General features: G+C 69.7%; 29 protein-coding genes. 10 read left to right on the forward strand and 19 right to left on the reverse strand.

Annotated elements, in window-relative coordinates; all coding sequences use genetic code 11:
• Positions 1 to 211: 211 nt before the first annotated feature.
• A complete protein-coding gene (locus ACXJJV_RS06150) occupies positions 212 to 478 on the forward strand; it encodes a hypothetical protein (RefSeq protein ID WP_456467308.1) in 267 nt (88 codons plus the stop codon).
• A 15-nt stretch (positions 479 to 493) separates the two neighbouring features.
• The gene (locus ACXJJV_RS06155) at positions 494 to 1,354 is read left to right on the forward strand and encodes a hypothetical protein (protein ID WP_456467309.1); all 861 of its coding nucleotides are present in this window, start codon (positions 494 to 496) and stop codon (positions 1,352 to 1,354) included.
• On the opposite strand, the gene ACXJJV_RS06160 is transcribed toward ACXJJV_RS06155, so the two are convergent.
• From ACXJJV_RS06160 to ACXJJV_RS06180, 5 genes are read right to left on the reverse strand one after another with little or no spacing between them, the layout of a single operon-like run.
• Positions 1,351 to 2,292: a methanogenesis marker 7 protein gene (locus ACXJJV_RS06160; RefSeq protein ID WP_456467310.1), complete on the reverse strand. Its 942-nt coding sequence runs from the start codon at positions 2,290 to 2,292 to the stop codon at positions 1,351 to 1,353. The genes ACXJJV_RS06155 and ACXJJV_RS06160 overlap by 4 nt on opposite strands.
• 3 nt (positions 2,293 to 2,295) lie before the next feature.
• Positions 2,296 to 3,153 carry a radical SAM protein gene (locus tag ACXJJV_RS06165; RefSeq protein WP_456467311.1) on the reverse strand — a complete coding sequence of 286 codons (858 nt, stop codon included), beginning with the start codon at positions 3,151 to 3,153 and terminating at the stop codon, positions 2,296 to 2,298.
• Positions 3,150 to 3,767: a methanogenesis marker 17 protein gene (locus ACXJJV_RS06170; protein WP_456467312.1), complete on the reverse strand. Its 618-nt coding sequence runs from the start codon at positions 3,765 to 3,767 to the stop codon at positions 3,150 to 3,152. The genes ACXJJV_RS06165 and ACXJJV_RS06170 overlap by 4 nt, the downstream gene beginning before the upstream one ends.
• Positions 3,768 to 3,779: 12 nt before the next feature.
• Positions 3,780 to 5,003, reverse strand: coding sequence for a methanogenesis marker 15 protein (locus ACXJJV_RS06175; RefSeq protein WP_456467313.1), 1,224 nt, complete (start codon positions 5,001 to 5,003; stop codon positions 3,780 to 3,782).
• Between the two features lie 4 nt (positions 5,004 to 5,007).
• Positions 5,008 to 5,451: a methanogenesis marker 5 protein gene (locus ACXJJV_RS06180; RefSeq protein WP_456467314.1), complete on the reverse strand. Its 444-nt coding sequence runs from the start codon at positions 5,449 to 5,451 to the stop codon at positions 5,008 to 5,010.
• Here ACXJJV_RS06180 and ACXJJV_RS06185 point away from each other — a divergent pair.
• Positions 5,444 to 5,923, forward strand: a complete 480-nt coding sequence (locus tag ACXJJV_RS06185) for an FAD synthase family protein (RefSeq protein WP_456467315.1) — start codon at positions 5,444 to 5,446, stop codon at positions 5,921 to 5,923. The genes ACXJJV_RS06180 and ACXJJV_RS06185 overlap by 8 nt on opposite strands.
• A 59-nt stretch (positions 5,924 to 5,982) precedes the next feature.
• Here the strand turns inward: ACXJJV_RS06185 and ACXJJV_RS06190 are convergent, their stop codons facing one another.
• Together ACXJJV_RS06190 and ACXJJV_RS06195 are read right to left on the reverse strand one after the other, a co-directional pair.
• Positions 5,983 to 6,195 (reverse strand): C2H2-type zinc finger protein, encoded by a 213-nt coding sequence (locus ACXJJV_RS06190; protein ID WP_456467316.1) that lies wholly within the window; start codon positions 6,193 to 6,195, stop codon positions 5,983 to 5,985.
• Positions 6,196 to 6,198: 3 nt separating this feature from the next.
• Entirely contained in the window at positions 6,199 to 6,591 is a 393-nt protein-coding gene (locus ACXJJV_RS06195; protein WP_456467317.1) for a helix-turn-helix domain-containing protein, read from the reverse strand.
• A gap of 87 nt (positions 6,592 to 6,678) precedes the next feature.
• On the opposite strand from ACXJJV_RS06195, the gene ACXJJV_RS06200 reads away from it, so the two are divergent.
• Positions 6,679 to 7,383 carry a DUF169 domain-containing protein gene (locus ACXJJV_RS06200; RefSeq protein ID WP_456467318.1) on the forward strand — a complete coding sequence of 235 codons (705 nt, stop codon included), beginning with the start codon at positions 6,679 to 6,681 and terminating at the stop codon, positions 7,381 to 7,383.
• Between the two features lie 353 nt (positions 7,384 to 7,736).
• On the opposite strand, the gene ACXJJV_RS06205 is transcribed toward ACXJJV_RS06200, so the two are convergent.
• Entirely contained in the window at positions 7,737 to 8,480 is a 744-nt protein-coding gene (locus tag ACXJJV_RS06205) for a helix-turn-helix domain-containing protein (RefSeq protein WP_456467319.1), read from the reverse strand.
• Positions 8,481 to 8,602: 122 nt separating this feature from the next.
• Here ACXJJV_RS06205 and hdrC point away from each other — a divergent pair, with 122 nt between their 5' ends.
• Positions 8,603 to 9,178 carry a CoB--CoM heterodisulfide reductase subunit C gene (gene hdrC / locus ACXJJV_RS06210; protein ID WP_456467343.1) on the forward strand — a complete coding sequence of 192 codons (576 nt, stop codon included), beginning with the start codon at positions 8,603 to 8,605 and terminating at the stop codon, positions 9,176 to 9,178.
• A gap of 16 nt (positions 9,179 to 9,194) precedes the next feature.
• Entirely contained in the window at positions 9,195 to 10,112 is a 918-nt protein-coding gene (hdrB, locus tag ACXJJV_RS06215) for a CoB--CoM heterodisulfide reductase subunit B (protein WP_456467320.1), read from the forward strand.
• Here hdrB and ACXJJV_RS06220 read toward each other — a convergent pair.
• Positions 10,109 to 10,684 (reverse strand): DUF1847 domain-containing protein, encoded by a 576-nt coding sequence (locus tag ACXJJV_RS06220; RefSeq protein ID WP_456467321.1) that lies wholly within the window; start codon positions 10,682 to 10,684, stop codon positions 10,109 to 10,111. The two genes, hdrB and ACXJJV_RS06220, sit on opposite strands and share 4 nt — an antisense overlap.
• A 120-nt stretch (positions 10,685 to 10,804) precedes the next feature.
• On the opposite strand from ACXJJV_RS06220, the gene ACXJJV_RS06225 reads away from it, so the two are divergent.
• Positions 10,805 to 11,107 (forward strand): DUF2111 domain-containing protein, encoded by a 303-nt coding sequence (locus ACXJJV_RS06225; protein ID WP_456467344.1) that lies wholly within the window; start codon positions 10,805 to 10,807, stop codon positions 11,105 to 11,107.
• On the opposite strand, the gene ACXJJV_RS06230 is transcribed toward ACXJJV_RS06225, so the two are convergent.
• Both ACXJJV_RS06230 and ACXJJV_RS06235 read right to left on the reverse strand, forming a co-directional pair.
• Positions 11,089 to 12,135 carry an N-acetyltransferase DgcN family protein gene (locus tag ACXJJV_RS06230; RefSeq protein WP_456467322.1) on the reverse strand — a complete coding sequence of 349 codons (1,047 nt, stop codon included), beginning with the start codon at positions 12,133 to 12,135 and terminating at the stop codon, positions 11,089 to 11,091. The two genes, ACXJJV_RS06225 and ACXJJV_RS06230, sit on opposite strands and share 19 nt — an antisense overlap.
• Positions 12,125 to 13,006 carry an enolase C-terminal domain-like protein gene (locus tag ACXJJV_RS06235; protein WP_456467323.1) on the reverse strand — a complete coding sequence of 294 codons (882 nt, stop codon included), beginning with the start codon at positions 13,004 to 13,006 and terminating at the stop codon, positions 12,125 to 12,127. The genes ACXJJV_RS06230 and ACXJJV_RS06235 overlap by 11 nt, the downstream gene beginning before the upstream one ends.
• Before the next feature lie 23 nt (positions 13,007 to 13,029).
• On the opposite strand from ACXJJV_RS06235, the gene ACXJJV_RS06240 reads away from it, so the two are divergent.
• Positions 13,030 to 13,806: a hypothetical protein gene (locus ACXJJV_RS06240; RefSeq protein WP_456467324.1), complete on the forward strand. Its 777-nt coding sequence runs from the start codon at positions 13,030 to 13,032 to the stop codon at positions 13,804 to 13,806.
• Here ACXJJV_RS06240 and fen read toward each other — a convergent pair.
• The 8 genes from fen to ACXJJV_RS06280 all read right to left on the reverse strand — a co-directional run bounded on the left by fen (position 13,803) and on the right by ACXJJV_RS06280 (position 21,622).
• Positions 13,803 to 14,849 (reverse strand): flap endonuclease-1, encoded by a 1,047-nt coding sequence (gene fen / locus ACXJJV_RS06245; protein ID WP_456467325.1) that lies wholly within the window; start codon positions 14,847 to 14,849, stop codon positions 13,803 to 13,805. The genes ACXJJV_RS06240 and fen overlap by 4 nt on opposite strands.
• 83 nt (positions 14,850 to 14,932) lie before the next feature.
• Entirely contained in the window at positions 14,933 to 15,733 is an 801-nt protein-coding gene (locus tag ACXJJV_RS06250; RefSeq protein ID WP_456467326.1) for a dihydroorotate dehydrogenase electron transfer subunit, read from the reverse strand.
• The gene (locus ACXJJV_RS06255; RefSeq protein ID WP_456467327.1) at positions 15,730 to 16,677 is read right to left on the reverse strand and encodes a dihydroorotate dehydrogenase; all 948 of its coding nucleotides are present in this window, start codon (positions 16,675 to 16,677) and stop codon (positions 15,730 to 15,732) included. The genes ACXJJV_RS06250 and ACXJJV_RS06255 overlap by 4 nt, the downstream gene beginning before the upstream one ends.
• A gap of 5 nt (positions 16,678 to 16,682) precedes the next feature.
• Positions 16,683 to 17,291 carry a DUF47 family protein gene (locus tag ACXJJV_RS06260; RefSeq protein ID WP_456467328.1) on the reverse strand — a complete coding sequence of 203 codons (609 nt, stop codon included), beginning with the start codon at positions 17,289 to 17,291 and terminating at the stop codon, positions 16,683 to 16,685.
• 5 nt (positions 17,292 to 17,296) lie between these two features.
• Positions 17,297 to 18,262, reverse strand: a complete 966-nt coding sequence (locus tag ACXJJV_RS06265; protein ID WP_456467329.1) for an inorganic phosphate transporter — start codon at positions 18,260 to 18,262, stop codon at positions 17,297 to 17,299.
• Between the two features lie 234 nt (positions 18,263 to 18,496).
• Entirely contained in the window at positions 18,497 to 19,195 is a 699-nt protein-coding gene (locus ACXJJV_RS06270; RefSeq protein ID WP_456467330.1) for a fibrillarin-like rRNA/tRNA 2'-O-methyltransferase, read from the reverse strand.
• Between the two features lie 43 nt (positions 19,196 to 19,238).
• The gene (locus ACXJJV_RS06275; protein ID WP_456467345.1) at positions 19,239 to 20,507 is read right to left on the reverse strand and encodes a C/D box methylation guide ribonucleoprotein complex aNOP56 subunit; all 1,269 of its coding nucleotides are present in this window, start codon (positions 20,505 to 20,507) and stop codon (positions 19,239 to 19,241) included.
• A gap of 134 nt (positions 20,508 to 20,641) precedes the next feature.
• On the reverse strand, positions 20,642 to 21,622 hold the full coding sequence (locus ACXJJV_RS06280; protein WP_456467346.1) for a beta-ribofuranosylaminobenzene 5'-phosphate synthase: 981 nt from the start codon (positions 21,620 to 21,622) through the stop codon (positions 20,642 to 20,644).
• 136 nt (positions 21,623 to 21,758) lie between these two features.
• Here ACXJJV_RS06280 and ACXJJV_RS06285 point away from each other — a divergent pair, with 136 nt between their 5' ends.
• The gene (locus ACXJJV_RS06285) at positions 21,759 to 22,310 is read left to right on the forward strand and encodes a DUF483 domain-containing protein (RefSeq protein WP_456467331.1); all 552 of its coding nucleotides are present in this window, start codon (positions 21,759 to 21,761) and stop codon (positions 22,308 to 22,310) included.
• Positions 22,307 to 23,140 (forward strand): ATPase domain-containing protein, encoded by an 834-nt coding sequence (locus ACXJJV_RS06290; RefSeq protein WP_456467332.1) that lies wholly within the window; start codon positions 22,307 to 22,309, stop codon positions 23,138 to 23,140. The genes ACXJJV_RS06285 and ACXJJV_RS06290 overlap by 4 nt, the downstream gene beginning before the upstream one ends.
• Positions 23,141 to 23,263: the final 123 nt, after the last annotated feature.

The raw sequence follows: 23,263 nt of genomic DNA on the forward strand, positions 1-23,263 counted from the left end.
TGGTGGGTGGGCTGCGGGCGAGGGCTTCGAGTCGGGTGGGGGCGTTGAAGGCCTCGAGGAGGGTCTGGTTTCCGAGGACGCGGCGTCGGACGCGGCGGAGTAGGGTGAGGATGTGGTCGGCTTGGGCGCGGGGTTTGAGTCGTTGGGCGAGGCGCCGGGTGGTGCGGCGGATGGTGCGCCAGATCTGGGTGCGGGGGAGTTTGGTGGGGTCGTGGTGTTGGAGGAGGCGTTTGAGGGTGGTGCGGGTGACGCGTGGGAGGAAGCCGGGGGTGTGGAGGAGGTGGGTGTCGGCCTCTTGGAGGACGAAGTGGGCGGAGAGGCGGGAGAGGGTGGGGGCGGGTCGGTGGCGTTTGAGCCAGTTGCGTCCGCGTTGGAACCAGCGTTTGAGCCATTTGTTGTATTCGCGGTGGTAGGCGTCGTTGGGGTGTTCTCCCCGTTGTTTGGCGCGGCGGGCGGCGCGGAGGGCGCGGTGGTGTAGGTCGCGGCGGACGTGTTGGATGAGGGCGCGGAGGAGGGCGTGGGCCCAGGTGGTGATGTGGGCGGTGCGGTCGTGGGGTGGGAAGTGTTTGGCACCGGCGTGGGGGCGGTGGTGGAGGAGTTCTTCGTAGGCTTCTTGGAGGAAGGTTTCGGTGGGTTGGTCGCGGGGGTCTTCGAGTTGGTCGTCGTCGCGTTTGAGGTGGACGCGGAGGGTGAGGTGTCGGGGGAGTTGGAGGGTGCGGAGGGCGCGGTGGAGGGTGGTGTGGACGCGGCGGGCGAGGCGTTTGGGGTGGATGTGGAGGCGTTTGGGGGGGTGGATGACGACGAGGAGGTGGGTGAGGGGTGGGAGGCGGTGTGGGGCGGTGAGGAGGGTGCCGAGGGCCTGGAGGGTGAGGGCGATGGTGAGGGGGTCGGATTGGAGGTATCCGAGGGTGCGGCCGAGGATGCGGGCGGTGCGGTGGGCGGTGCGGGGGTCGGTGGCGTGGGCGGTGGCTTCGCGTGGGGTGTGGCCCTGTCGGACGAGGTGGGCGGCCTTGTCGGCGGGTTTGGGGTCGTTGGTGAGGTGTTCGACGACGGTGCGGGTGGCGGTGGGGAGGAGGCGTTCGTGGCGTTCGGCGGCGAGGAGGAGGGGGGTGGGGTGGTCGAAGAGGTAGGCGAGGGCGTTGCGGGCGAGGAAGTGGAGGTCGGGGTGTCCGGCGGCGGCGAGGAGGAGCTTCTTTTCCTCGCGGTTGAGGTCCTGGAGGAGGGTGCGGGGTGGGGTGAGGCCGGGGAAAACTTCAATAACCAGGACGCGGCGGTCATGTATGCCCGCGCGTGGTGCGCGGGTCCGGGTGCGTTCGCCCGTCGGCACAGCCCCGCCCCCCGCCTCCCCCTCTAATTCTCACCCTCGTTTCGCGCTTCCTCGTTCGGTTGGTGGTCTCGGGCCTCGAGCTCGCTCCTGGGTTTTATCTTTATCAGGGTGTGTCCGCGGATCTCGGAGGGTTGGATGCGGGCGAGTGCTTGGAGTGGTTGGTCGTGGATGTGGACTTGGGCGAGTCGGTCGGCCCAGTCTCGGTAGGGTCGGTGGACGCGGACGCCGTCGAGTTGTGGGACGACGTCGCGGTCGTGGAGGGGTAGTTCGCGGAGGAGTCGGTCCTTGACGAGCATGGGTGGGACGACGGGTGGGTCTTCGGCGAGTTCCTTGCGGCGTTCTTCGATGAGTTGGGAGACGGTGCTGACGATCTCGTCGAGTTTGGTGATCTCGCGGCCTTTGCGGAATCGGTAGGGTTTGCGGCCGACGCCGCCGATGTAGGTGATGTCGTCGGCGTCGATCTCCTCGGGGCCGCCGACGACGACCACGGGGACGTGTTCGATGCGGCGGATGAGGGGGAGTTTGTACCGTTCGATGCAGTCGCGGAAGTTGCCGACGACGAAGATGACGAGGTCGTGTTCCTCGAGGAGGCGTTTCTCTCGGGGTCTCAGTTGGGCGAGTTCGCGGCCGTAGCCGCGGGCGAGGCCGATGACGTTGGTGCGGGCGCCGTGGCGGCGGAGGTACTCGGCGATGTCGCAGACGGGGTGGGGCATGTGGTGTCGGGCGAGGCTCATGCCGACGACGGCGATCTCGGTGCCGGCGAGGGGGACGCGTTTGATCTCGCCGAGGAGTTCCTCGGCCTTCTCCTCGACGACGTCGAGGTCCTCGATGGGGACGGCGAGGATCATGTGGACCTCGAGCTGCATCTTGTGCTCTTGGAGGATGAAGCCGCCTAGGTCCTCGACGAGCTCGCGCATCTCGTCGGCCTTGTACACGCCTCCCTCGTAGATCACGGTCTCGTACACGGGTTAGTCACCCTCCTCGAGTAGGTCCCAGATGAGTCGGGGTCGGCCGTGGCAGTGGAGGACGTCGGCGCGGCACTGTCGGCAGCGGCGCATGACGGGGAGGTGGCGCTCGGCGCGGTCGCGGGCGCGGGAGAGTTCGCGGCAGGTGGGGGGTCGGTGGTCCTTGAGCTCTCCGCCGGGGCGGAGGGGGATGACGTTCATGGCGTGGAAGCCGGCGTCGGCGGCGCGCTTCGCGACTTCCTCCACGTCGTCCTCGTTCACGTCGGGGATGAGGACGAAGTTGACCTTCTTGAGGAGGTAGGGCTCGTCGGCGAGGAGGTCGAGGGCGCGTTCCTGTCGCTCGACGATCCACCGTGCGGCCTCAGGGCCGGTGAGGACCTCGCCGTCCTCGGTGACGGCGCGGTCGTAGATGTGGGCGGCGGTGTCGGGGTTGAGGGTGTTCACGGTGATGGTGAGGGAGTGGATGAGTCGGCGTAGTTCGGGGAGGTGGCGTTCGAGCCAGACGCCGTTGGTGGAGAGGCAGCGTTTGGCCTCGGGGGCGGTCTTGGCGGTGATTTCGAGGGCGGTGCGGGTTTCCTTCCAGTTGGCGAGGGGGTCGCCGGGGCCGGCGATGCCGACGACGTCGACGCGGCCGCACTCGCGGCGGGCGTTGCGGAGGAGGCGTTCGATCTCGTCGGGGGTGAGGGTGCGGAGGGTGCGGCCGGGGTAGTCGGCGGTCTGTCCCTCGTGTTCGAGTCCGGACTCGCAGAAGCGGCAGTGGATGTTGCAGCGTCCGCCGATGGGGAGGTGGAGTTTGACGAACTTGGCGTGCTCGCCGGTGTAGCAGGGGTGTTCGCTCGGGTCGGGTCGTTTGGGGCTCATCGTTCCGTCCCCTCGAGGCGGTTGAGCTCGCCGGGTAGTTCCATGAGGAGTTCGGACCATTCCTCCCGGAATCGTCCCTCGGTGGCGGCGTACAGGTAGTCGTTGGCGAGTTGGGCGTGGCGGGCGACGCGGAAGCCTTCGGGGCGGACGCGTTGGATCAGGTCGTAGACGCGTTGGGTGAGGCGTTCTCGGGGGTCGTGGACGACGAGGTCCTGTAGGCGTTCCAGGTGTTCTTCGGTGAAGTTCTCGGGGAGGTCGATCTCGAGGTCGAGGCGCTCGCGTTGGTGCACGCGTTCCTCGCCGAAGACGCGCTGTAGCGCGGTGAGGGTTTGGGGGGCGTATCGTTCGACGCGGATGGTGACGCGGAGGGTGCGGTCGCGTTCGTCGAGGTCGAGGGCGGCGATCTGGCCGAGGGTGGTGGGTTTGAGGGTGGGGCGGGTGCGGACGGCGGCGGCGTAGAGTGGGGCGTCGATGTCGATGTGGAAGAGGGCGGCGGTGATGGTGCGGGCGAGGCCGAGGTCGGTCATGGCGTGGCGGGCGATGTCGTAGTAGAGTTCGGCGGCCTCGGGCTCGCTGGCGGTGACGAGGATGCGCTTGCCGCGGTGCTCGTGCACGGGGGGCACCCCTTACACGAAGTTGGAGGCGAGGAGGGCGGCGCCGACGGCGCCGATGTACTGGGAGTGGGGTGGGACGATGACCCGGGTCTTGATCACGTCCTGGAGGGCCCGGACCATGCCCTTGATCAGGGAGGTGCCGCCGACGAAGAACACGGGTTCGCGGATGTCGATCTCCTGGAGCTGTTGCTCGTAGATCTGCTCGGCGACGCTGTAGCAGGCGGCGGCCGCGGCGTCCTTGGGGTCGGCTCCCTCGGCGAGGGCGGTGACGAGGTCCTGGATGCCGAACACGATGCAGTAGCTGTCGAGGCGGACGTTCTCGGGGTCGCCCTCCGCGGCGAGTTCGCCGAACTCCTCGAGGTCGACGCCGATGCGGTCGGCGGCCACCTCAAGGAAGCGGCCGGAGGCGCCCGCGCAGACGCCGCCCATGGTGAAGTTGTCGGGGATGCCGTCCCAGACGGTGATGGCCTTGTTGTCCATGCCGCCCACGTCGATCACCGTGGCCCCGCCCTCCTGCTTGTCGCCGAGGTACACGGTGCCCTTGGAGTTGACCGTGAGCTCCTCCTGGACGAGGTCGGCGTTGAAGTGCTTGCCGAGGGTGAAGCGGCCGTACCCGGTCACGCCGATCGCCTCGATGTCGTTCAGCCGGTACCCGGCCTCCTCGAGGGCCTGCTTCACCGCCTTCTCGGCGGACTCGATCACCTTGGTGGTGCGGACCCAGCCGGTGCCGATGACCTCGTCGTTCTCCATCACGACGGCCTTGGTCGTGGTCGAGCCGGAGTCGATCCCGAGGGTGAGTCCCTCCTGGCGCTTCCGGGCGAGGAGTCCCTTCCGCTCCACGACGGTGACCAGGGCCTCGAGTCGGGTGAGGAGCTCGCCCGCGTCGAGGTCCTCGGTGAAGGAGTAGGTGACGACGGGGAGGTCGGTGTTCTCCTGGAGGTACCGGCGGGCCTCGCTGCGGACGAGGGCGCCCTCGGCGCAGCGGAAGCAGGTGAGGATGAGGGCCGCGTCCGCCTCGGCGTAGCCCTCCGCGAGCGCGTAGGCCCGGGCGAGGAGGACGCGCAGGTTCGCGCTCCTGGGCCGGTACCCGATCTCCTCGCACGCCTCGTCGATCAGGTCCAGGTCCACCTCGGGGAAGACGATCTCGGCGCCCACGCGCCGGGCCGCGCGCTCGATCTCGGGCTGGACCCCGCTGTACTCGGTGCCGCAGGAGAGCTGGGCGATCTGGACGGGCATCGGGTCACCCCTCCAGCGACTCAAGGAACTCCTTGATCTCCCGGACGAAGACCCGAGCCTCCTCCTCGGTCCTCGGGTATTCGAGCTCCAGCGTGGGGATCCGGCGGCGTCGGGCGAGGTAAAAGACGAACTGGTTCGTCCGGTCGCAGCCGAGGCAGCCGAAGGACAGGTCCTCCACGTCCCGTACGAGGATGGCCGCGTCCGCCTTCTCGATGAGCGGTCCGATGAGGGCGAGCCGGCCGCGGACGCCGGAGGGGACCTCCACGGCCGCGTACTTGAGGCCCTTCTTGGGGTCCTCCGGGGTCACGTTCATCGGTGGCGAGTCGAGCTCGGGGTCCCGAACCCTCTTACCCACCTCCTTCGGGAGGGAGAGAGGTTCATGCCCGAACCGCTCGACGAGGTCGTGTAGGATCAGGCTGTTCGGCGGGTGTATGAACACCTTGGCCAAGCGGGACACCCCATCCTCCTCCGGTAGGCGGGTGCTCGCGGGAGGCGTGTTCGATCTGCTGCACCCGGGGCACGTGGCCTTCCTGGAGGAGGCTAAGCGGCTGGCGGGGGAGGACGGGGAGCTGATCGTGGTGGTGGCCCGGGACGAGACGGTCCGGCGGTTCAAGCGGACGCCGATCGTGCCGGAGGAGCAGCGGGTGCGGATGGTGGAGGCGTTGAAGCCGGTGGATCGGGCGGTGCTGGGTCACCCCAGGGATTTCTCGGTTACGCTGGAGCGGGTGCGGCCGGACGTGGTGGTCCTGGGCCCGGACCAGGAGATCGGGGAGGAGGACGTGCGGAGGTGGGCGGAGCGGGCCGGGGTGGAGTGCGAGGTGGTGCGGGTCAGGCGGTACGAGGAGTGCCCGCTGGACAGCACGGTGAAGATCGTGCGGCGGGTCATCGAGCTGTGGCGGCGCGGTGAGCTGGAGGTGTAGGGTCGGCTCCGGGTTCTCTCCTCACCGGCCGGCGGCCTCGGCGCTCAGCCTGTTCCCCATCACCGGTCCTCCGCGACCAGCGGGTCGTTGCGCTTTTTCATCTTTTTCAGGACCCGCTTGGGTCGGTTCCGCTTGTACAGGTGCGACTTGTTGACGTGCCGGGAGTACGACTTCTGGTCCCGGAACAGCGCGCCGCACCGGGGGCACCGCAGCAGCACCTCGCCGTCCCGGGTCTCCACCTTTTCGGCCTTGAACGGGCGCCGCTCCGACATCCTTCACTCCCCCTCGTCCGGCCGGTAGCTTTCGAACCATTTTTTAACTTCCCGGCACACGTGCTCCAGGCTCTTTAACCCCAGCTCAACGACGCGGTCCCACGGGGTCGGCTCGTACAGGTAGCGCCGACCCCCGCCCGGCAGCGGTTCCTCCCGCCGGTACACCAGCCCCACGCTGAGCAGCGACTTCAGGATCTTCTGCGCGGTGCTGCGGCTCCGACCGATCAGCTCGCCCACCTCCTCCACCGTGAAGGGCGCCTCGTCCCGGTGCTTAAGCAGCTTGAAGTACACGCGGGCCTCGAACTCCGAGATCCCGAACACGCAGGAGAGGATCTTCTCCGGCGTGAGCTCCGCCTCGCCCTCGGCCAACTCCACGAAAAGGGTCTCCCGACGCACGGCCGATCCCCCCGGACGATCGAAACCCTAAAGTACCTGAAACCCGCGGTAGTTCGCGGACAACGAACGATCGGGGGCATCCGCGCGTTGGCCGTCTCAAAGGAGGACGTTCGGGAGGCCGCGAGCACCGTCGTGGAGACGCTCGACCTAGAGCTTAACCCGGTGGCGGTCCGGCTGTACCTGTCCGAGGACGACGTGCCGGACGGGTACGAGCGCGCCGAGGAGGAGCTGCGTCACTGCGAGTTCGTCATGCAGGTGGCCCGGGGCGACCTGGACAAGGTGTACGCGACCCCGGACGAGCAGGTGTGCAAGGGTGGAGCCTCGGCCATCGGACTGGTCGACATCCCGGCGCCCGTGCGGGACGGCCGGTTCTACCACGAGCAGCTGGGCCAGCACGCGACCCTGTCCGCCTCCAAGAGGACGGTGGATCAGGTGCCGAAGGCGTACGACGGTGAGGGCGTGTACGAGGCCATCACCTACGAGCGGGCCACGGAGGCGGACGTGGTGCCCGACTCCGTGCTGATCATCTGCCCGCCCAAGGAGGCGATGCACATCGTCCAGGCGTACCTGTACCACGAGGGCGGTAGGGTCCAGGCAGACTTCTCCGGCATCCAGTCCCTGTGCGGGGACGCGGTCGGCGGGATCATCAAGCGCGGCGGGATCAACGTCACGCTCGGGTGCAACGGCTCGCGGACGTACGCGGAGGTGCCCAGGGAGTGCGTGATCATCGGGCTGGAGCCCGCGGCGCTGAAGCGCGTCGGCGAGGCCATCACGGAGATCCCCATCCCCTAGACGCGCCCGCTCCTTCTTCTCACTCCTCCTCCCAGGGCGAGGGCCCCTTCCTGCTGCCCACGTAGTACCCGAGCAGCGCCGCCGCCAGGAGTCCCACCGGGAACCACGGGACCTCCGACGTCGCCCACGCCACCGAGTACAGCGGGCTCGTAAGGTACCCCCAGGACGAGCCCCCGGCGGGCGCCGAGCCACCGGGTGCGGGCGCCGGTGGACCGCCGCCCTCGGTGTCGATGGGCGGGGCGGACGGTGGACCCTGCTTCGATCCCACCCCGGGCGGCGGGCTCGGCGCCTGATTCGGGCCCGGCGGCTGATTCTGCGCGGCAATGGGGGATTGGAGGATCAGGAGGATCAGGCTAAAGAGCGCGATCCAGCCTCTCAACGACGTCCTCCCCCTCCCGGGTCAGCGGTAGGGCCATGATGGTGTACTCCGGTCCCTCCTCCCGCGGCGGCTCGCGCGCCAGTTCCTCGGGTACGACGGTCCAGAAGTCCCCCTCCTTCACCTTCTCCAGGGCCGACAGGTAGTAGGCCGCGCGCGCCGCGGCCGGCGTGTTCCCTCGCTCGGCCAGGTAGAGACGCTGCGCGCTCCCGGGCACCTGGACGAACCGGTCCCCGTCGCCGACCCGGACGAGCCGCGTCCTCCGGACGACGACGGGGTCGCTGTCGGCCTCTTCCGACCGGTCGAAGGCGACGACGGGGTCGTCGGGGACGATCACGTCCGCCTCGATTCGGTTCATCTTCTCGTGCGGTGGGACGAGGACGTTGACTCGGTCCCCACCGTCGCCCAGGGCGGAGAGGATCTCCTCCACCACGGTCTCGGAGCAGGCCACCGTGATCTCGGGGCTGGAGAGCTGGTGCTTGGCGTTGAGGTACTTGATGACGATCTTTCGGCCGTGCTCGGTGAGGTGGGAGCCGAGCGGGCTGGACTCGACGAGACGGTACCCGAGGCGCTCCTCGAGGCTGCGGATCCGCTTGTGCACCGCGGATCGGGTGACCCCGACCTCCTCCGCCACCTTGGACATGGAGCCCATCTCGGAGAGCTTGACCAGGAGCTCGAGCTCCTCGGGCGTCAGCAGGACGCCGTTGACCCTGATGGACACGTCAACGTCAATATTCACAGTCCGTTGCCCCTTGGGTTGACGTTGAGGTTAGCTACACGCGGTCCGCCGTCTGCATCGTAAAAATGTTCCCGTCCGGGTGACGAGAGGGGGACCGGAGCTTGGTGGAGCCTCGCGACCGGGTGATCCGGTGCGAGGATCTGGACACGGGGTTCCTGGAGAAGCTGGCGGAGAAGGCGGAGCCCGTCTTCGAGCGGGAGGAGGTGCTCTCGGTCCAGGCCTGCTACCAGTGCGGCACGTGTACGGGCTCGTGCCCGAGCGGTCGGAGGACGGCGTACCGCACGCGCGTGCTCATGCGGAAGCTCCAGATGGGTCTGGTGGATGAGGTCATCAAGAGCGACGAGCTGTGGATGTGCACCACGTGCTACACCTGCTACGAGCGCTGCCCGCGCGGCGTCAGCATCGTGGACGCGATCAAGGCGACGCGGAACTACGCCGCCAGCGAGGGATACATGGCCAAGGCGCACCGGATGGTCGCGATGTTCGTGATCAAGACGGGGCACGCGGTTCCCATCAACGACGAGATCCGGGAGACCCGGAAGGAGATCGGGCTGGACGAGGTCCCGCCCACCACGCACCGCTACGAGGAGGCGCTGAAGGAGGTGCAGGAGCTGGTCAAGCTCACCGGGTTCGACGAGCTGATCGGGTACGACTGGGAGAAGGGTGAGCTGAAGGATTAAGTCGGGGGAGCGTCCCTTGGCGAAGAAGCTCTGCTTCTTCCTGGGCTGCATCATGCCGAACCGGTACCCGGGCATCGAGAAGGCTACGCGGCTGGTCTTCGAGCGGCTGGGCTACGAGCTGGTGGACATGGAGGGCGCCTCGTGCTGCCCGGCGCCCGGAGTCTTCGGTTCCTTCGACCTGAAGACCTGGGTGACGATCGCCGCCCGGAACCTCGCGATCGCGGAGGAGAAGGGCTACGATATTCTCACCGTCTGCAACGGCTGCTACGGCTCCCTGAACGAGGCGAACCACCTGATCAAGGAGAACGACGAGCTCCGCGACTTCGTGAACGAGAAGCTCGCCGAGATCGACCGCGAGTACAACGGGACGATCGAGGTGCACCACGTGGACACGTTCCTGTACGAGGAAGTGGGCGTGAAGAGGATCAAGAGCGAGGTTGAGCGGCCGCTGGAGAGGGAGGACGGCGAGCCGCTGAAGGTCGCGGTCCACTACGGGTGCCACCTGCTCAAGCCCTCGGAGGTCACGGGCACGCCCGACTCCCCCGAGGACCCGCACACCCTGGACGAGCTGGTGGAGGCGCTGGGCGCCGAGTCGGTGGACTACAAGGACAAGATCATGTGCTGCGGCGCGGGCGGCGGCGTGCGGTCCCGGGAGCTCAAGGTCTCCCTGCACTTCACCCGCGAGAAGGTCATCAACATGCTCGAGGCCGGGGCCGACTGCACGACCAACGTGTGCCCGTTCTGCCACCTGCAATTCGACCGAGGCCAGGTGGAGATGAAGGAGCACTTCGAGAAGCTACCGCCGGAGGAGCTGCCGGTGTTCCACTACTGCCAGCTGGCCGGCCTGGCCTTCGGCATGGACCCGGACGATCTCGCCCTGCACACGCACCAGATCGACTGCACCCCGGTCCTGAAGAAGCTGGGGCTCGCCTAGTCCAGCCCCAGCCGGCGCCGGTAGTACCGATTCGTCAGCGCCAGCGCCGGGCAGTGACCCAGCCTCCGGTCCTTCACCACCGCCACCGTCACCGGCGCCTCCGACTCCCGGATGAACAGCGCGTCGTGCCCCACGCACAGTCCCACCAGCACGTTCAGGTCCGTCCCCACCCGATTCAGGATCCGGGCCTGCGCGATCGGGTTGCAGATCACATCCCCCGGCTCCAGCTCCGGCAGGCCGAACTCCTTCTTCGGCACCCCACCCACCTTGCAGCAGACGGAGTACACCTCCAGCCCCCGCCCCTCCAGGAACCGGCAGAGCGAGCGGGCCTCCTCCCACAGGCCCACGCAGAACGCCACGCCCACCCGCTTCCAGCCCATCCTCCGGCACAACTCCGCGATCTCCTCCACCCGCGTCCACTCCATGTACCCGTCCACCTCCACCTCCGAGGAGCGCCGGAAGAGCTCGCTCCGCCCGTACTCCCGGCGCGCCTCCTCCACCTCTTTCCGTCCCAGGTCGCACTCCGGGCAGCGCTCCCCGGGCTCCGGGCACTCGTGACACCGAGGCCTCAACGACGATCGCCCCCAGAAGGAGATATCACGACACCCGGCCTTCAGGGTTCAGGGTGGTGGACCGTGGCGGGCGTTCGACTGTCCCCGGACGCGTCCGCCGAGGACCTGCTGCCCCTGGCCATGACCATCCACGAGCTGGTGAACCGACTCCCCGTGACCATGCGCTCCCGGGAGAAGCCCGGGGTTCGGATCGAGGACGGTGAGGTGGTGGACGACGCGTACACCGGCCCGGTGCTCGAGGAGGTGCTGGAGCGGGGCGAGGTGGTCCGCAAGGTGCCGGACTCCGGCCCGTACGAGGGCGTGCCGGTCGTCGTCGCACCGATCAAGGACGGGGAGGAGGTGATCGCCGCCGTGGGCGTGGTGGACCTCACGTACGGCATCTACTCCTCGATCCAGAAGGTGGCTCACCGGCCCGTCCGGTGAAGCTCCGCGAGCCGCCTGGCGGTGCCGCTCAGCTCCCCCAGCCGCTCCACCACGTACCCCTCCCGGGACAGCCGGTCCGCCAGCTCCCGATCGTACCCGTTCAGCGCCACCGAGACCACCTCCGCGCGGCAGAGCGACCGGATCAGCGCGATCTCGGCCTCCGGGCTCGGGACCCGGAACCGGGGGAACCCGTCCCGGCGCTCGCGCCCCGGGTCGTGCACCAGCACGACGGCGTCCGGCCAGCACCCGTGCAGGATCGCGAGCGTCACCCCCGAGTAGGCCGGGTGGCTGAGCGCCCCCTGACCCTCCACCACGATCACCTCGTAGCGCTCGGCCAGGTCGACGACGAGCCGCTCCACCGCGCCGGCCATGAAGTCGCCCGGCATCCGGTCCACCACCACGCCCTCCTCCGCCCCCACCAGGATCCCCGTCTGCCCCGTGGCCAGGAACGCCGCCTCGACGCCCATGTCCCGGAGCCGATCCCGGAGCTCCAGGGCCGCGGACATCTTCCCCACCGCGCAGTCCGTCCCCATCGTCAACACGACCGTCGCGTCCACGTCCCGGGCCGACCCGTCCGCCACCCGAAACAGCTCCCGCCTCGGCTTCCGCACGTCCACCAACCGCACCCCGTGCCGCTCGGCCAGCCGGGAGAGCTCCGGATCCTCCGACAGGAACTCGTGCAGCCCGCTGACCACGTCCAGCCCCGCCCGAATCGCCTCGCGCACCTCCGCCCGCCACTCCTCCGTCAGCCTGCCGCCCGGCGGCGCCGCCCCGATTACCAGCACCTCCGCCTCCACCCGCTCCAGCGCCTCCTCGACCGACTCGAACACCGGCACGTCCGGGAAGTCCGGGTCCACGTCCCGGGCCGACCTGACCCCGGCCTCCCGATCCACTACGCCCACCACCTCGTAGATCCGACCGAACCGCAGCAGCCCGTGCGCCGTCTTCCCCTGCGGGCTCGTGAACGCCCCGTGGCACAGCACCAGCGCCCGGGTCCCCCGCTCGTGCGGCGGCAGCCTACCGGACAACCCGCACCCCCCACCCCGGACCCGCGAGCTCCAGCTCCGGGGCGGGACCCGGGTTCTCCACCACGTCTTCGCGCAGGAAGAGGTGCCCGTCCAGGTCGCAGAGCTCGGCGTCGACGGCCCCGGCCAGGTGGGCGGCGGCCGCGATCGAGCAGAAGCTCTCCACGGCGCACCCCACCATCACGCCCAGCCCCAACTCCCGCGCCCTGCGGGCCACGCGAAGCCCACCCAGCAGTCCCAGCTCCTGCACCTTGACGTTCACCAGGTCAGCGGCGTCCGAGCGGAGGGTCTCCTCCAGCCCGTCCTCCCCCACGTCCATCACGTCCACGACCACCGGGACGTCGCAGGATTCCCGCACCTCGCCCAGATCCTCCGGCGGTGTGGGCTGCTCCAGGTACACGTCGCCGCGGAACTCCACCCGGTCGAGCAGTTCCAGCGCCTCCTCCGGGCTCAGCCCGGCGTTACCGTCCAGGATCAACGCCCGGAACCCGCCCACCCGCACGCACGCCCGCACCCGGCGAACGTCCTCCTCCAGGCTCCCGGACCCCACCTTGATCTTGAGCAGCTCGTACCCCGCCTCCCGGTACGACCGGGCGAGTTCCCCGGCCCGCTCCGGCCCGACGAGGTCCACCGTGGCGAAGGAGCGGACCGAGTCCTTTCCACCCCCCAGCGCATCCCGGAGCGGGAGGTCCGCGGCCCTGGCGAGGGCGTCCAGGACCGCCAGCTCCTCCGCGACTCGCCTGGTGAGCCCGAACCCGGTCCCCCGACCCCCGGCCACCCGGCACCGGCACAGGTACCCGCGCACCCTCTCCACGGCGCCCCGGGAGATCCTAAACGGGCGGCGCAGCTCCAGCCTCACGGGCCTGACCCTCAACCTCCCAACCCCGGGTGGTCGGGTTGCGGGACGTGCTCTGGGGGACGTTGGAGGCGATCGCGGTGATCGGGGCGGGTCACCTGCTGGCCCACGGGCTGGGCGCGGCCTCCTCCCGGGTCGTGGGGCCCGTGCCGCTGGTGGTGCTGGGCGCGATCCATCCACACGCGGCGCTCGCGGCGGCGCGCGAGGTGGGACTTCGGGGGACCCGGCTCCTGGTGGCGAAGCTCTCCTTCAACTCGCTCCCGTACCTGGCCTCCGTCTGGTGCACCTCGCTGGCGCTTCTGGGCCGGGAGGTGGGCGTCCCGTACGCCGTGACGCTGACCCTGGTCGACGCGACCGAGACGCTGATCGGGGCGCTCGCGCTGCGCGGGATCCGAGTCGAGCCGCCGCGTCACCGGTCGTGGAGGGTCGCGCTCCGGGCCGCGCTGCGGTCGACCGCCCGGGCGACCGCGTTCCTGGTTCCCGGGGTGGTGGCCGGGACGCTGCTGGCCCGCTGGGCGTCCGGGTGGCTCGCTCACGGGACCGTGCTGGGCGCGTTCCTGGTGAACCCGGTGGCGGGGTGCTCCGTGCTGTCCGGGCTGCTGAGCGGGGGAGGGGTGAGCCCGGCGGAGGCGTACCGGGCCGCCGTGACCGGTGCCGCGGTGGCGTACGTGGGGAGGTTCCTGCGCAGCTGCGGGCCCGTCACGGTGGCCGTCGCCGGGCCGGCGGAGGGAGCCTGGCTCTCCGCCGCCACCACGCTCGCGGACGTGACCCTGGTGCTGGCGTACGGGGCGTTGGTAGGGAGGCTCGCCTTCGGTTAGAAGAACGCGTCCAGCGTCTCCTGCTTACCCTTTCGCTCCAGCTCCCTCACGGCCTTCTTCAGCCGATCGACCGCGCGTCGGACGCGGTCCTCGGAGAAATCGCGCTCCTTGACCAGAAACTCGACGATCCCCTCCTCGTCCGGCTCCTCCCACTCGAGCTCGTAGTCGTCCGTGACCTCCGGCTCCAGGAACAGCGAGCGGATCTCCTCGGGGTCGGCGGGCAGGTGGCGCTCGATCTTGGGCCAGAGCTCGGTGTCCCTGAGCCCGTCCAGGGACCCGTACCGCCGGATCAGCTTGAGCGCCTGCTTGGGTCCTATCCCGGGAACCCCATCGGGGTTGTAGTCCGTGCCCAGCAGGATGGCGAGGTCCACCAGCTGCTCCCGGGACTCCAGCCCCAGCTGGTCGAGCACGTCCTCCAGCCTCAGGAGCTCCGGTTTCACCTCGATGATCTCGCCGGTGTGCGGGTGCCTTCGTTGGCCCACGATCGTGAGGTTCCTCACGAGCCGCGGGGACCCGAACAGGAGCGAGTCGTAGTCCTGGCTGCCGGCCGCCCACACGTCCCCTCGCCGCGCCATGTGCGCGCACTGGGCCTCGCCCTCGGACGGGGCCTGCACCCAGGGGATGCCCATCAGGTCGAGCAGCCGCTTCGCGTCCTCGATCAGCTCGTCGCTGAGCCGCACGACCTGCCGGGCGTACTTCTCCCGCTCCTCCGGGGTCGAGGCCCGCTTCAGCCGTTCCTCCGCCTCCCGCTTCCGCTCCTCCCGCTCGCGCAGGGTCCGGCGCTTCAGCTCGGGTGGCTCCCCGTCGAACACGTACACGGGCTTGATGCCCTCCTCCACCAGGTTTACCGTCCGGTACAGGAGCCCGTTCAGATGGCTGGTGATCCGGCCCTGGGAGTCCATGAGCGGGCGGCCGTCCTTCATGATCGTGGTCAGGAACTGGTACAGCGCGTTGAACGCGTCGATCGCGATCTCCCGGCCGGATAGGGCCTTCAGCTCCGTCTCCTCCGGCTCGATCAGCTCCCGCAGCTCCGACAGTCCCACGGTTGGCCCCTCAACGGAGTGACCGGCCCGCACTTTTAACCCGTGGGGCGTCGGGTAAGTCCGCCCTCGTCATCCCGAACCGGTCAGGACCGAGGGCGCTCCTCATCCTCGGGCAGGCCGGACGCGCCCCGGCGGACCCGGCCGAACTCCGTGCCCTCCAGCTCCTCCGCCCAGAAGACCGGGCCGTCCCGGCAGACGAGGAGCCCACGGCCCAGCGCGCACGACCCGCACACGCCCTCCCCGCACTTGACGTACCGCACCACGCTCACCTGGCAGGGCACCCGGAACCTCCGGGCGAGCTCCACCACGCGGGCGAGCATGGCCTCCGGGCCGCAGGCGTACACCGCGTCCACGCGACCGTCCCGCAGCAGCCCCTCGAGCACGTCCGTCGGGTACCCCTTCCGCCCCGCGCTCCCGTCCTCCGTCGTCAGGTAAAACTCGTCCGAGAACCGCTCCAGCTCGCGGCGCCTGGGCAGGCGATCCCGGTGCGGGCCGCCCAGGATCCCGTGGACCCGGATCCCGAGCTCCCGCAGCCACCGGGCCAGGGGCACCAGCGGCGCGACCCCGGTCCCGCCGGCCACGACCGCGGCCCGGCGCCCCACCGGTTCGAACGGTCGTCCGTAGGGACCCCGCACCCACACCCAGTCCCCGGGCCGGAGCCGGGCGCACCGCCTCGTGAACGGTCCCACCACCTCCACGGTGAGCACGAGCTCCCGCTCGTCGCCCCCGGAGAACGCCATCGGTTTCTCGTCCACGCCCGGGATTCCCAGCATCAGGAACTGCCCGGGGAGCCACCTCACCTCCTCCTCCGGCTCGAGCCGCAGCACGCGCGTGCGCTCGCACTCCCGCCGGTTCTCCACGACCCGGGCCGGCACCGGGTTCACCCGACCCACCCCAACCGCCGCAGCCGCTCCTCGTACTCCGGAAGCGCCGCCCCGATCACCTCCTCGAAGTCCCCGTACCCCAGGTCCCGGAGCGCCCGCTCGGCCTCCCGCGCGATCTCCGAGAAGGAGCGGTCCCGGGCGGCCGTGGCGACCTGCACGGCCCGGGCCCCCGCCATCAGGAACTCGAGCACGTCCTCGCCCGAGCGCACGCCGCCGACGCCGAGGATCTCCACCTCGTCGCCCAGCTCCAGGGCCAGGTCGGCCACGACCCGGAGGGCCACCGGCTTGAGGGCCGGACCGGAGAGTCCTCCCACGCCGGCCCCCAGGAGCGGGCTCGCGGTGCGCAGGTCGATCCGCAGGCACGGGCCCAGGGTGTTGACCGCCGTGAGCGCGTCCGCCCCCGCGTCCACGGCCGCCGCGGCCACCTCCAGTAGGGTGCGGCGGTCCACGTTCGGAGTTAGCTTGACGGAAATCGGGCCGTCGAACGCGCCGACCACCGCCTCCACGATCTCCCCCACGAGCTCCGGGTCCGTGCCCAGCTCGGCCCCCATCCCCCGCCCCGCGTGCGGGCACGAGACGTTGACTTCCAGCCCGTCGACCTCCCCGCGGAGCCCCCTAGCCAGCCGCTCGAACCCCTCCGGGTCCTCCGCGGCGATGCTGGCGTACAGGGGCACGTCGTACCGCTCCCGGAAGGCGCGGAGCTCGCGTCGCATCCCCTCCAGCCCGGGGTTGGGCAGCCCCATCGCGTTGAGCGCGTACCCTTCGTCCTCGAACGTCAGAAAGGTGGGACCGGGATGGCCGTCGCGCGGTTCCTCGGTGATCGTCTTGGTGAACACGGCGGACGCGCCGCGCGTCACGGCGCTCTCCAGGCCGGGAAGGTGGGCGGCGAGAGCGCCGGAGGCGCAGGCCACCGGGTGCCTCCACTCGCGCCCCAGCACCCGCACGCGGCTCACCCGAGGAACCGAACCTTGATCCGACTCACCCCGTCCAGCGCCCGGTCCATGTCGGTCAGCGCCCGCTCGATCTCCAGCACCAACGGGGCCACGTCCCCACCCAACCCCTCCTCCGACAGCAGCGAGCGGAGCTCCGTCCTCACCTTTTCCTCCTCCTCTCGCACCTCCTCCGCGCGCTTCGCGGCCTCTTCCACGTCCTCCTCCAGCTTCTCCACCGCCTCCCGGAGCCCGGAGGCCAGCTTCGCGATCATCTCCGCGACCCGGTCGATCCTCTCCCGCTGCTCCTCGCTGAGCTCGTCGTAGCTCCCTATCAGGAGCGAGACCACGCTGAGCAGCGCCTCCGCCGCGCGTCGAACGTTCTCCGCGATGTAGTTCAGGTCCTCCCGGACGACCGGGACCATGGGACCGCTCTCCATCTCCTCCTCGACGCGGTCCCGGAGCTCGGTCACCTCCTCGCTTAGGGACTCCTGGCGCTCCTCCAGGTCCTTGCTGGGCCCGTCACCCAGCGCGTCGTGGACGAGGGAGCACGCCTCGATCATCGCGTCCAGCTCCTCGAGCAGCACGGTCAGGGCCCGCTCCGCGGGGCGGGTGCTCGGGCGGAGCATCAAGCTCAGACCGCCCCTTTGGCCAGGAGGTATAGGCGAGCGAGCGCGAAGGCCATGAGGAACGCCCCGACGGGGCTCGCGACCCAGGTTATGAGAATCTTCCTGACCGTGTACAGGTTCAACTCGCCCTGAGACAGCCCCACCCCGATGACCGCGCCCGAGGTCGTCTCGTTGATCGAGATCGGGAGGCCGAACTCCGAGGCGCCGTGGGTTACCATCGCGGCGGAGAGCTGGGCGGAGAAGGCCGTGACCGGGTCGAGCTTGGTGATCTTGCGCCCCACGGTCTCGATCACGCGGGAGCCGGCCGTCAGGGCGCCCAGGGAGATCATGACGCCGCCGATCACGGACGCCGTTCGGACGTCCAGCACCCCCGCCATCACGAGCGGGGCGACCGCGTTGGCCGCGTTGTTCGCCCCGATGGAGTACGCCACGTAGCAGCCGGAGACCATGAGAAACAGCCTCATCATGCGCTCCAGCTCGCCCAGCGAGCGCCGCCTGGAGCGCAGCTCCCTGCGCAACCACCGCGAGATCACGTACGCGGGCGCGGCGGCGATCGTGGGCGCGACCAGCCAGCTCACGGCGATCTCGGAGAGCTTGTTCCAGTTCACAGGGAGCCCGAGGGCGTACCCCGTCCCGGCGATGGCGCCCACGGTGGCCTGGGTGGTGGAGATCGGCACGCCGAGCATGACCGCCACGTGGCACCAGACGGCCGCGACGAACACGGTCGCGCCCGCCAGGACGGGGTCTAAGTGGGCCTGAACCACGCCCTTACCCAGCGTCTTGACGACCTTGTGCCCCTCCAACACGGCGCCCGCGGTCGTGAACACGGCGATCAGGAGGACGGCCCGCCGGATCGTGAGCACGCCGGCCCCTACCGCCGATCCCATCGCGGCGCCCGCGTCGTCCGCCCCGATCGTCCAGCCCATGTACAGGGACGGGATCGCCACCGCCAGGAGGTCGGTAAGGTTCACACTCGCACCCCGTGACTCCCTCGGCTCGGCTCTCCGTCGTCATACCTCGGACTGGGGCTGCCTCCTCATCGGGCCCCTCCTTTCACGGGGGACCGCCTCATCACGGTGTCAGGAGGGGTGAATCCAGTCATCGGGACCCGGCTCCCACCTATTAAAAGTGGACGGTGGCTCAGAGCGGGAGTAACTCGTCATCCGCGCGTCGGCTAGCGAAACGCTCATCACGGTCGGACCGGGTTACCCCTGGTACTCCGCCACGATGCCCACGTGATCGCGCTCGTACGGCTCCAGGTCGATGACCTCCAGGATCTCGAAGCCCCGCTCCTCCAGCTTCCGCTCCTCCTCCTTGAACACCTCTTCCGGCTCCTTCGTCACGTCGATCGAGCGGGCCTTGACCGCCACGATGATGACGCCGCCCGGCTTCAGGAACGCCTCCGCGTTGTCCGCCACGACCTCCGCCTGCTTCGGCTGCGCGATGTCCTGGTAGATCACGTCCACCTGCTCCACGATCTCCGCGTACTCGTGCGGCTTGGTCGCGTCGCCCAGGATCGGCACCATGTTCGGACGCTTCTCGCACACCGGGATCAGCTCCTGCATCATTCGAGACGCGAACTCCACGCAGTACTCGATTCCCTCCTCCCTAATGATGTCCGACACGTGCGAGGGCGTCGTACCCGCCGCCGCGCCCAGGTAGAGGACCTTGCTCCCCTCCTCGAACGGGAAGTGCTCCATCCCGTTCATGATCATCGCGGCCAGCTTGCTCCGGCTGGGCTCCCACACCCGGTACTCCGTCCCGTCCTGCTTGACCAACCGCTCCCCGTACACCTGATGACCGGGCACCAGGTTCTCCGTCGCGGGCTTCCGCGTCCCGTCCTCGAAGATCGCCCAGTACACGCCCTCAAACTCCTCGTGCGGCTCGATCTCGATCTCCACCATCCGGCCCCACCCCCGTGGATCGTGGGGTTAGGAGGGGAAAAATTCAGCGCCGGCGGGAGCGACGCCTCCGATCCCGACGCGAGCGCCGGGGCGAGCGCCGCCGCCGACCCCCGCGACGACCACCGCGACGACCGCGCGGCGGCCGACCGCGCCCGCGCCGCTTCGGCGGCCGCGGGTACTTCTCCTTGATCTCCTTCACCCGCTGCTCCAGCTGCCGCTTCAGCTCGTCGCCCCGGTACTCGCCCGAGTACGCGTCGATCCGCGCCGCGATCGCCAGCTTGCCCGCCAGCGCCCGCGCGATCTTACCCCGCTGCCACCACGGGCTCCGGTGAATGAGCGGGTGCTGGAAGATCACCCCGTGCTTCGGCGGCTTCGTGCCCTTCGTCAGGTGCCGGAACAGCGCCTTCTCCGCGCCCAGCAGCTGGATCGTGCTCGCCGGCAGCCGCGCCATCTCCTTCAGCCCGCCGGCCAGCGCGATCAGCCGCGCCCCGATCAGCGGGCCCACCAGCGCCTTGATGTTCGGGGCCACGTCGTCCATCGACTCGTCAATGTACTCCGCCGTCTTCCGCCGGATCTCGTACAGCTCCCGCGCGATCTCCGCCACCCGCTGCACGGCCCGCAGGTCCTTCTCGTCCATCTCCGCCCCCATCGAGTCCTTCGCCGCCTCCTCCAGCTTCTCCGCCAGGTGGTCCGGGAAGTCCGGCAGCACCTCCTTGATCCGCTCCTTCGTGAAGTTGTCCCGGTGCCCCAGCTCCGCCACCAACGTCACGAAGTCATCGTGCTTCTTCACGATCTTGTTGATCTCCGGGAAGTGGATCCCGTACCACTCCCGCACCCGATCCGTCAGGATGTTCAGGATCCGGTCGATGTCGTCGATCGTGTTGATCGCCTGGATGATCATCTGGTCCCGCTCCTCGACCGTCTCCCGCACCTTCCGCTTCGACAGCTTGATCCCGACCTCGTACGCCAGCTCCGCGAACTCCTCCTCCGACCCGACCACGCCCGCCTCCACGGCCAGCTCCCGCGCCCGCTCCCGCAGGATCTCGCCCGCCACGTTCGGAAACTCCACGATCAGCTCGCCGTCCACCACCTCCTCCAGCCGCTGCCGGTCCGCCTTCGTCCCCTCGAAGTTGATCGTGTCCGCCTCCAACCGGGAGAGCAGCTTCTCCTCCTCCTCCAACACCTCTCCGCGCTCCTTCCGGATCAACCGCTCCACGATCTCGTCCGGGTCCGACGGGAACGGCTCGCTGTCGATCAGGTTCCCCTCCTCATCGAACGCGTACACGCCCGTGATGTTCTCGGCCACGTACACGCCCAACGCGCCCGCACCCCCTCGATCATCGACCCCTCACCGCCGAGGGCCCGCGACACCTCAGAAAAACCCTCGTTTCCCATTCCCGCGCGGCGCGCGCCCACCCACGCTCCCGAGTTATTTGAACCCTTTTCTCACCCGCGCACCTCGAACCCCTCGTTCCGCGGCTCCGACACGATCACCTCGCCCCCCACCCCCCGCTCCCTCAGGAACCGCTCCAACTCCCGCGCCACGCCGCCCGCCGACGCCGAGTCGCACACCGCGTACACCGTCGGACCGAACGAGCTCAACCCCGCCCCGTACGCGCCCGCCTCCCGCGCCACCTCCATCAACTCCCGCACCACCGCGTCCTGCAGCCCCACCTCCACCCGCTTGAACCCCAACCCCTGCACCTCATCCACCGCCCGACCGAACGCCTCCGCGTCACCCTCCGCCACCGCCGGCAGCATCACCATCAGCACCAACCGACACACCCGCTCCACCTCCCGCGCCGGCACCGGGCAGTACCGCCGGAAGATGTCCACCTCCTCGTCCCCGTGCGCCCCCCGCCGAACCTCCGGGATCGCCAGCACGAACCGCCAGTCCCCCGGCACCTCCAACCGCGCCACCACCGGCGCCGGCGGCACCTCCCCCGACGCCGCCGACGGCTTGAACCCCTCCTTACCCCCCGGACCGAACCGGTGCCCCCCATCCACGATGAACCCACCACCCTCGAACGCCGCCACCCCGATCCCCGACGTCCCACCGCGACCCAGCAGGTCCGCCAGCCCCCGCACGTCGTAATCCTCCACCCCGAACGCCTCCAACACGCCCACCGCCACCGACAACGTCGCCTGCGTCCCCGAGCCCAACCCCACGTGCTCCGGGTACGACCGCCGCACCACCACCCGCACCCCACCCTCCAGCCCGAACCCCTCCAACACCGCCCGCGCCGCCCGCTCCGCCTTCACCGCCACCTCCCCCTCACCCTCCACCACCACCCCATCCTCCGCCCGCTCCACCTCGAACTCCATCCACGGCCGCTCCAACGTCACCCCCACGCTCCCATCCACCCGACCCAACCCACCGTGCAGGTCGATCAGCGTCACGTGCAGCCGCGAGACCGACCGCACCACGACCAAGACCCGGGCACCCCTCACCCCCACCCAAGGGAAAGCGTAAAACCGCTGCGACCCGGTCGGGGGCCGTGGAGGCCGATCATCGGGAACCCCCTCACCCCCGGACTAGCTCCCCATCCCGGGGCCCACCCACTTGCACGCGCTCGAGCGCGTCCTACAACTCCTCCAGGACCTCGAATCCCACCTCGAGGGCGCCGCCGACCTCCCCGAGCCCGAACCCGTCGCCCGCTTCGCCCTCCAGCGCACCACCCCCCACGACCTCCGCCTCTGCACCGCCATCGTCGAGACCGAACTCGAGCTCTGGGAGGACTCCGGCCTCCACGTCCGCCCCGCCCTCCACCCCTACGTCGCCGAACGCCTCGGCGCGTACACCCTCGACGACCGCCTCATCGGCCGCCTCCTCGACTACCCCGACTGCTGCATCGAACACTTCCTCCAGGGCCACACCCACTACGACCACGACCCACCCACCACCGTCGTCCTCACCGAGGGCTTCGTCCCCTGCCGGGCCACCTGCGACCCCGCCCACCGCGCCCACCTCCTCGAGACCACCGACGACCCCACCCCCTACCGCGAGCTCGAGCGCGAGCTCGAACAAGCCCTCCACCGCCTCGGCGCCCCCACCTACCACTCCGCCTACCAAGGCTTCTACGAGATCCACCGCCCGGGCGGGCCCCACCCATGAAACGCTTCAAAACCCACGTCCCCGGCCTCGACGACCTCATCGGCGGCGGACTCCCCCACCGCGGCGTCACCCTCCTCCTCGGACCCCCCGGCACCCCCCGCCAACTCCTCCTCGAGAACGTCCTCTGGAACGCCCTCGAACGCGACCACCGCGTCCTCCTCCTCGCCACCGGCACCAGCCCCCACGAACTCCTCCGCCGCGCCGAGGAGTACGGCCACGACCTCCGCGAACCCCACCAACGCGGCGACCTCACCATCCTCAACGCCTTCAGCATCCGCGCCGGCGTCTACCACCGCACCCTCGGCGAGATCGTCCAGGACCTCAACCCGCACCGCCTCCGCGACCAACTCCTACAACACGACCCCGACCTCCTCCTCATCGACCTCCTCCAACCCATCCACCGCGACGACCCCGACCGCTACCTCCACACCCTCACCACCCTCAAGATCGTCGCCCTCGAACGCGACACCACCATCCTCGCCGGCTGCACCTCCGACCTCGCCCAACACCACGCCGACCTCCCAGACACCCTCCTCCGCACCGACGCCCACGAACTCCACGGCGCCCTCACCTACAGCCTCCTCCCCCTCACCACCCAACCACCCCACCTCCCCAAGTACCGCGCCCCCCTCACCCTCCTCGACGACGGCACCGTCCTCGTCCACCACGACAAGATCCTCGACCCCCACACCGGCGACATCCGCGACGCCGACGACCACATCGACCGCACCTTCCACGTCCCCCAAGACGTCGCCCGCGACGCCACCGAGGACTCCGACGTCCTCGAAGACCTCGACCAACTCCTCCGCGAACTCGACGAGGAGGGATGACGACACGGCCACGGGAGGCGACCACACCGGGATGACCGCAACCCGCCCACCCGACCGCACCCATTAAACCCCGAAAGCCGGCACCATCCCCGGGGGGCGGCCGGGATGACGCGGGGATTAGCC

This window comes from Methanopyrus sp. (genome assembly GCF_053997775.1).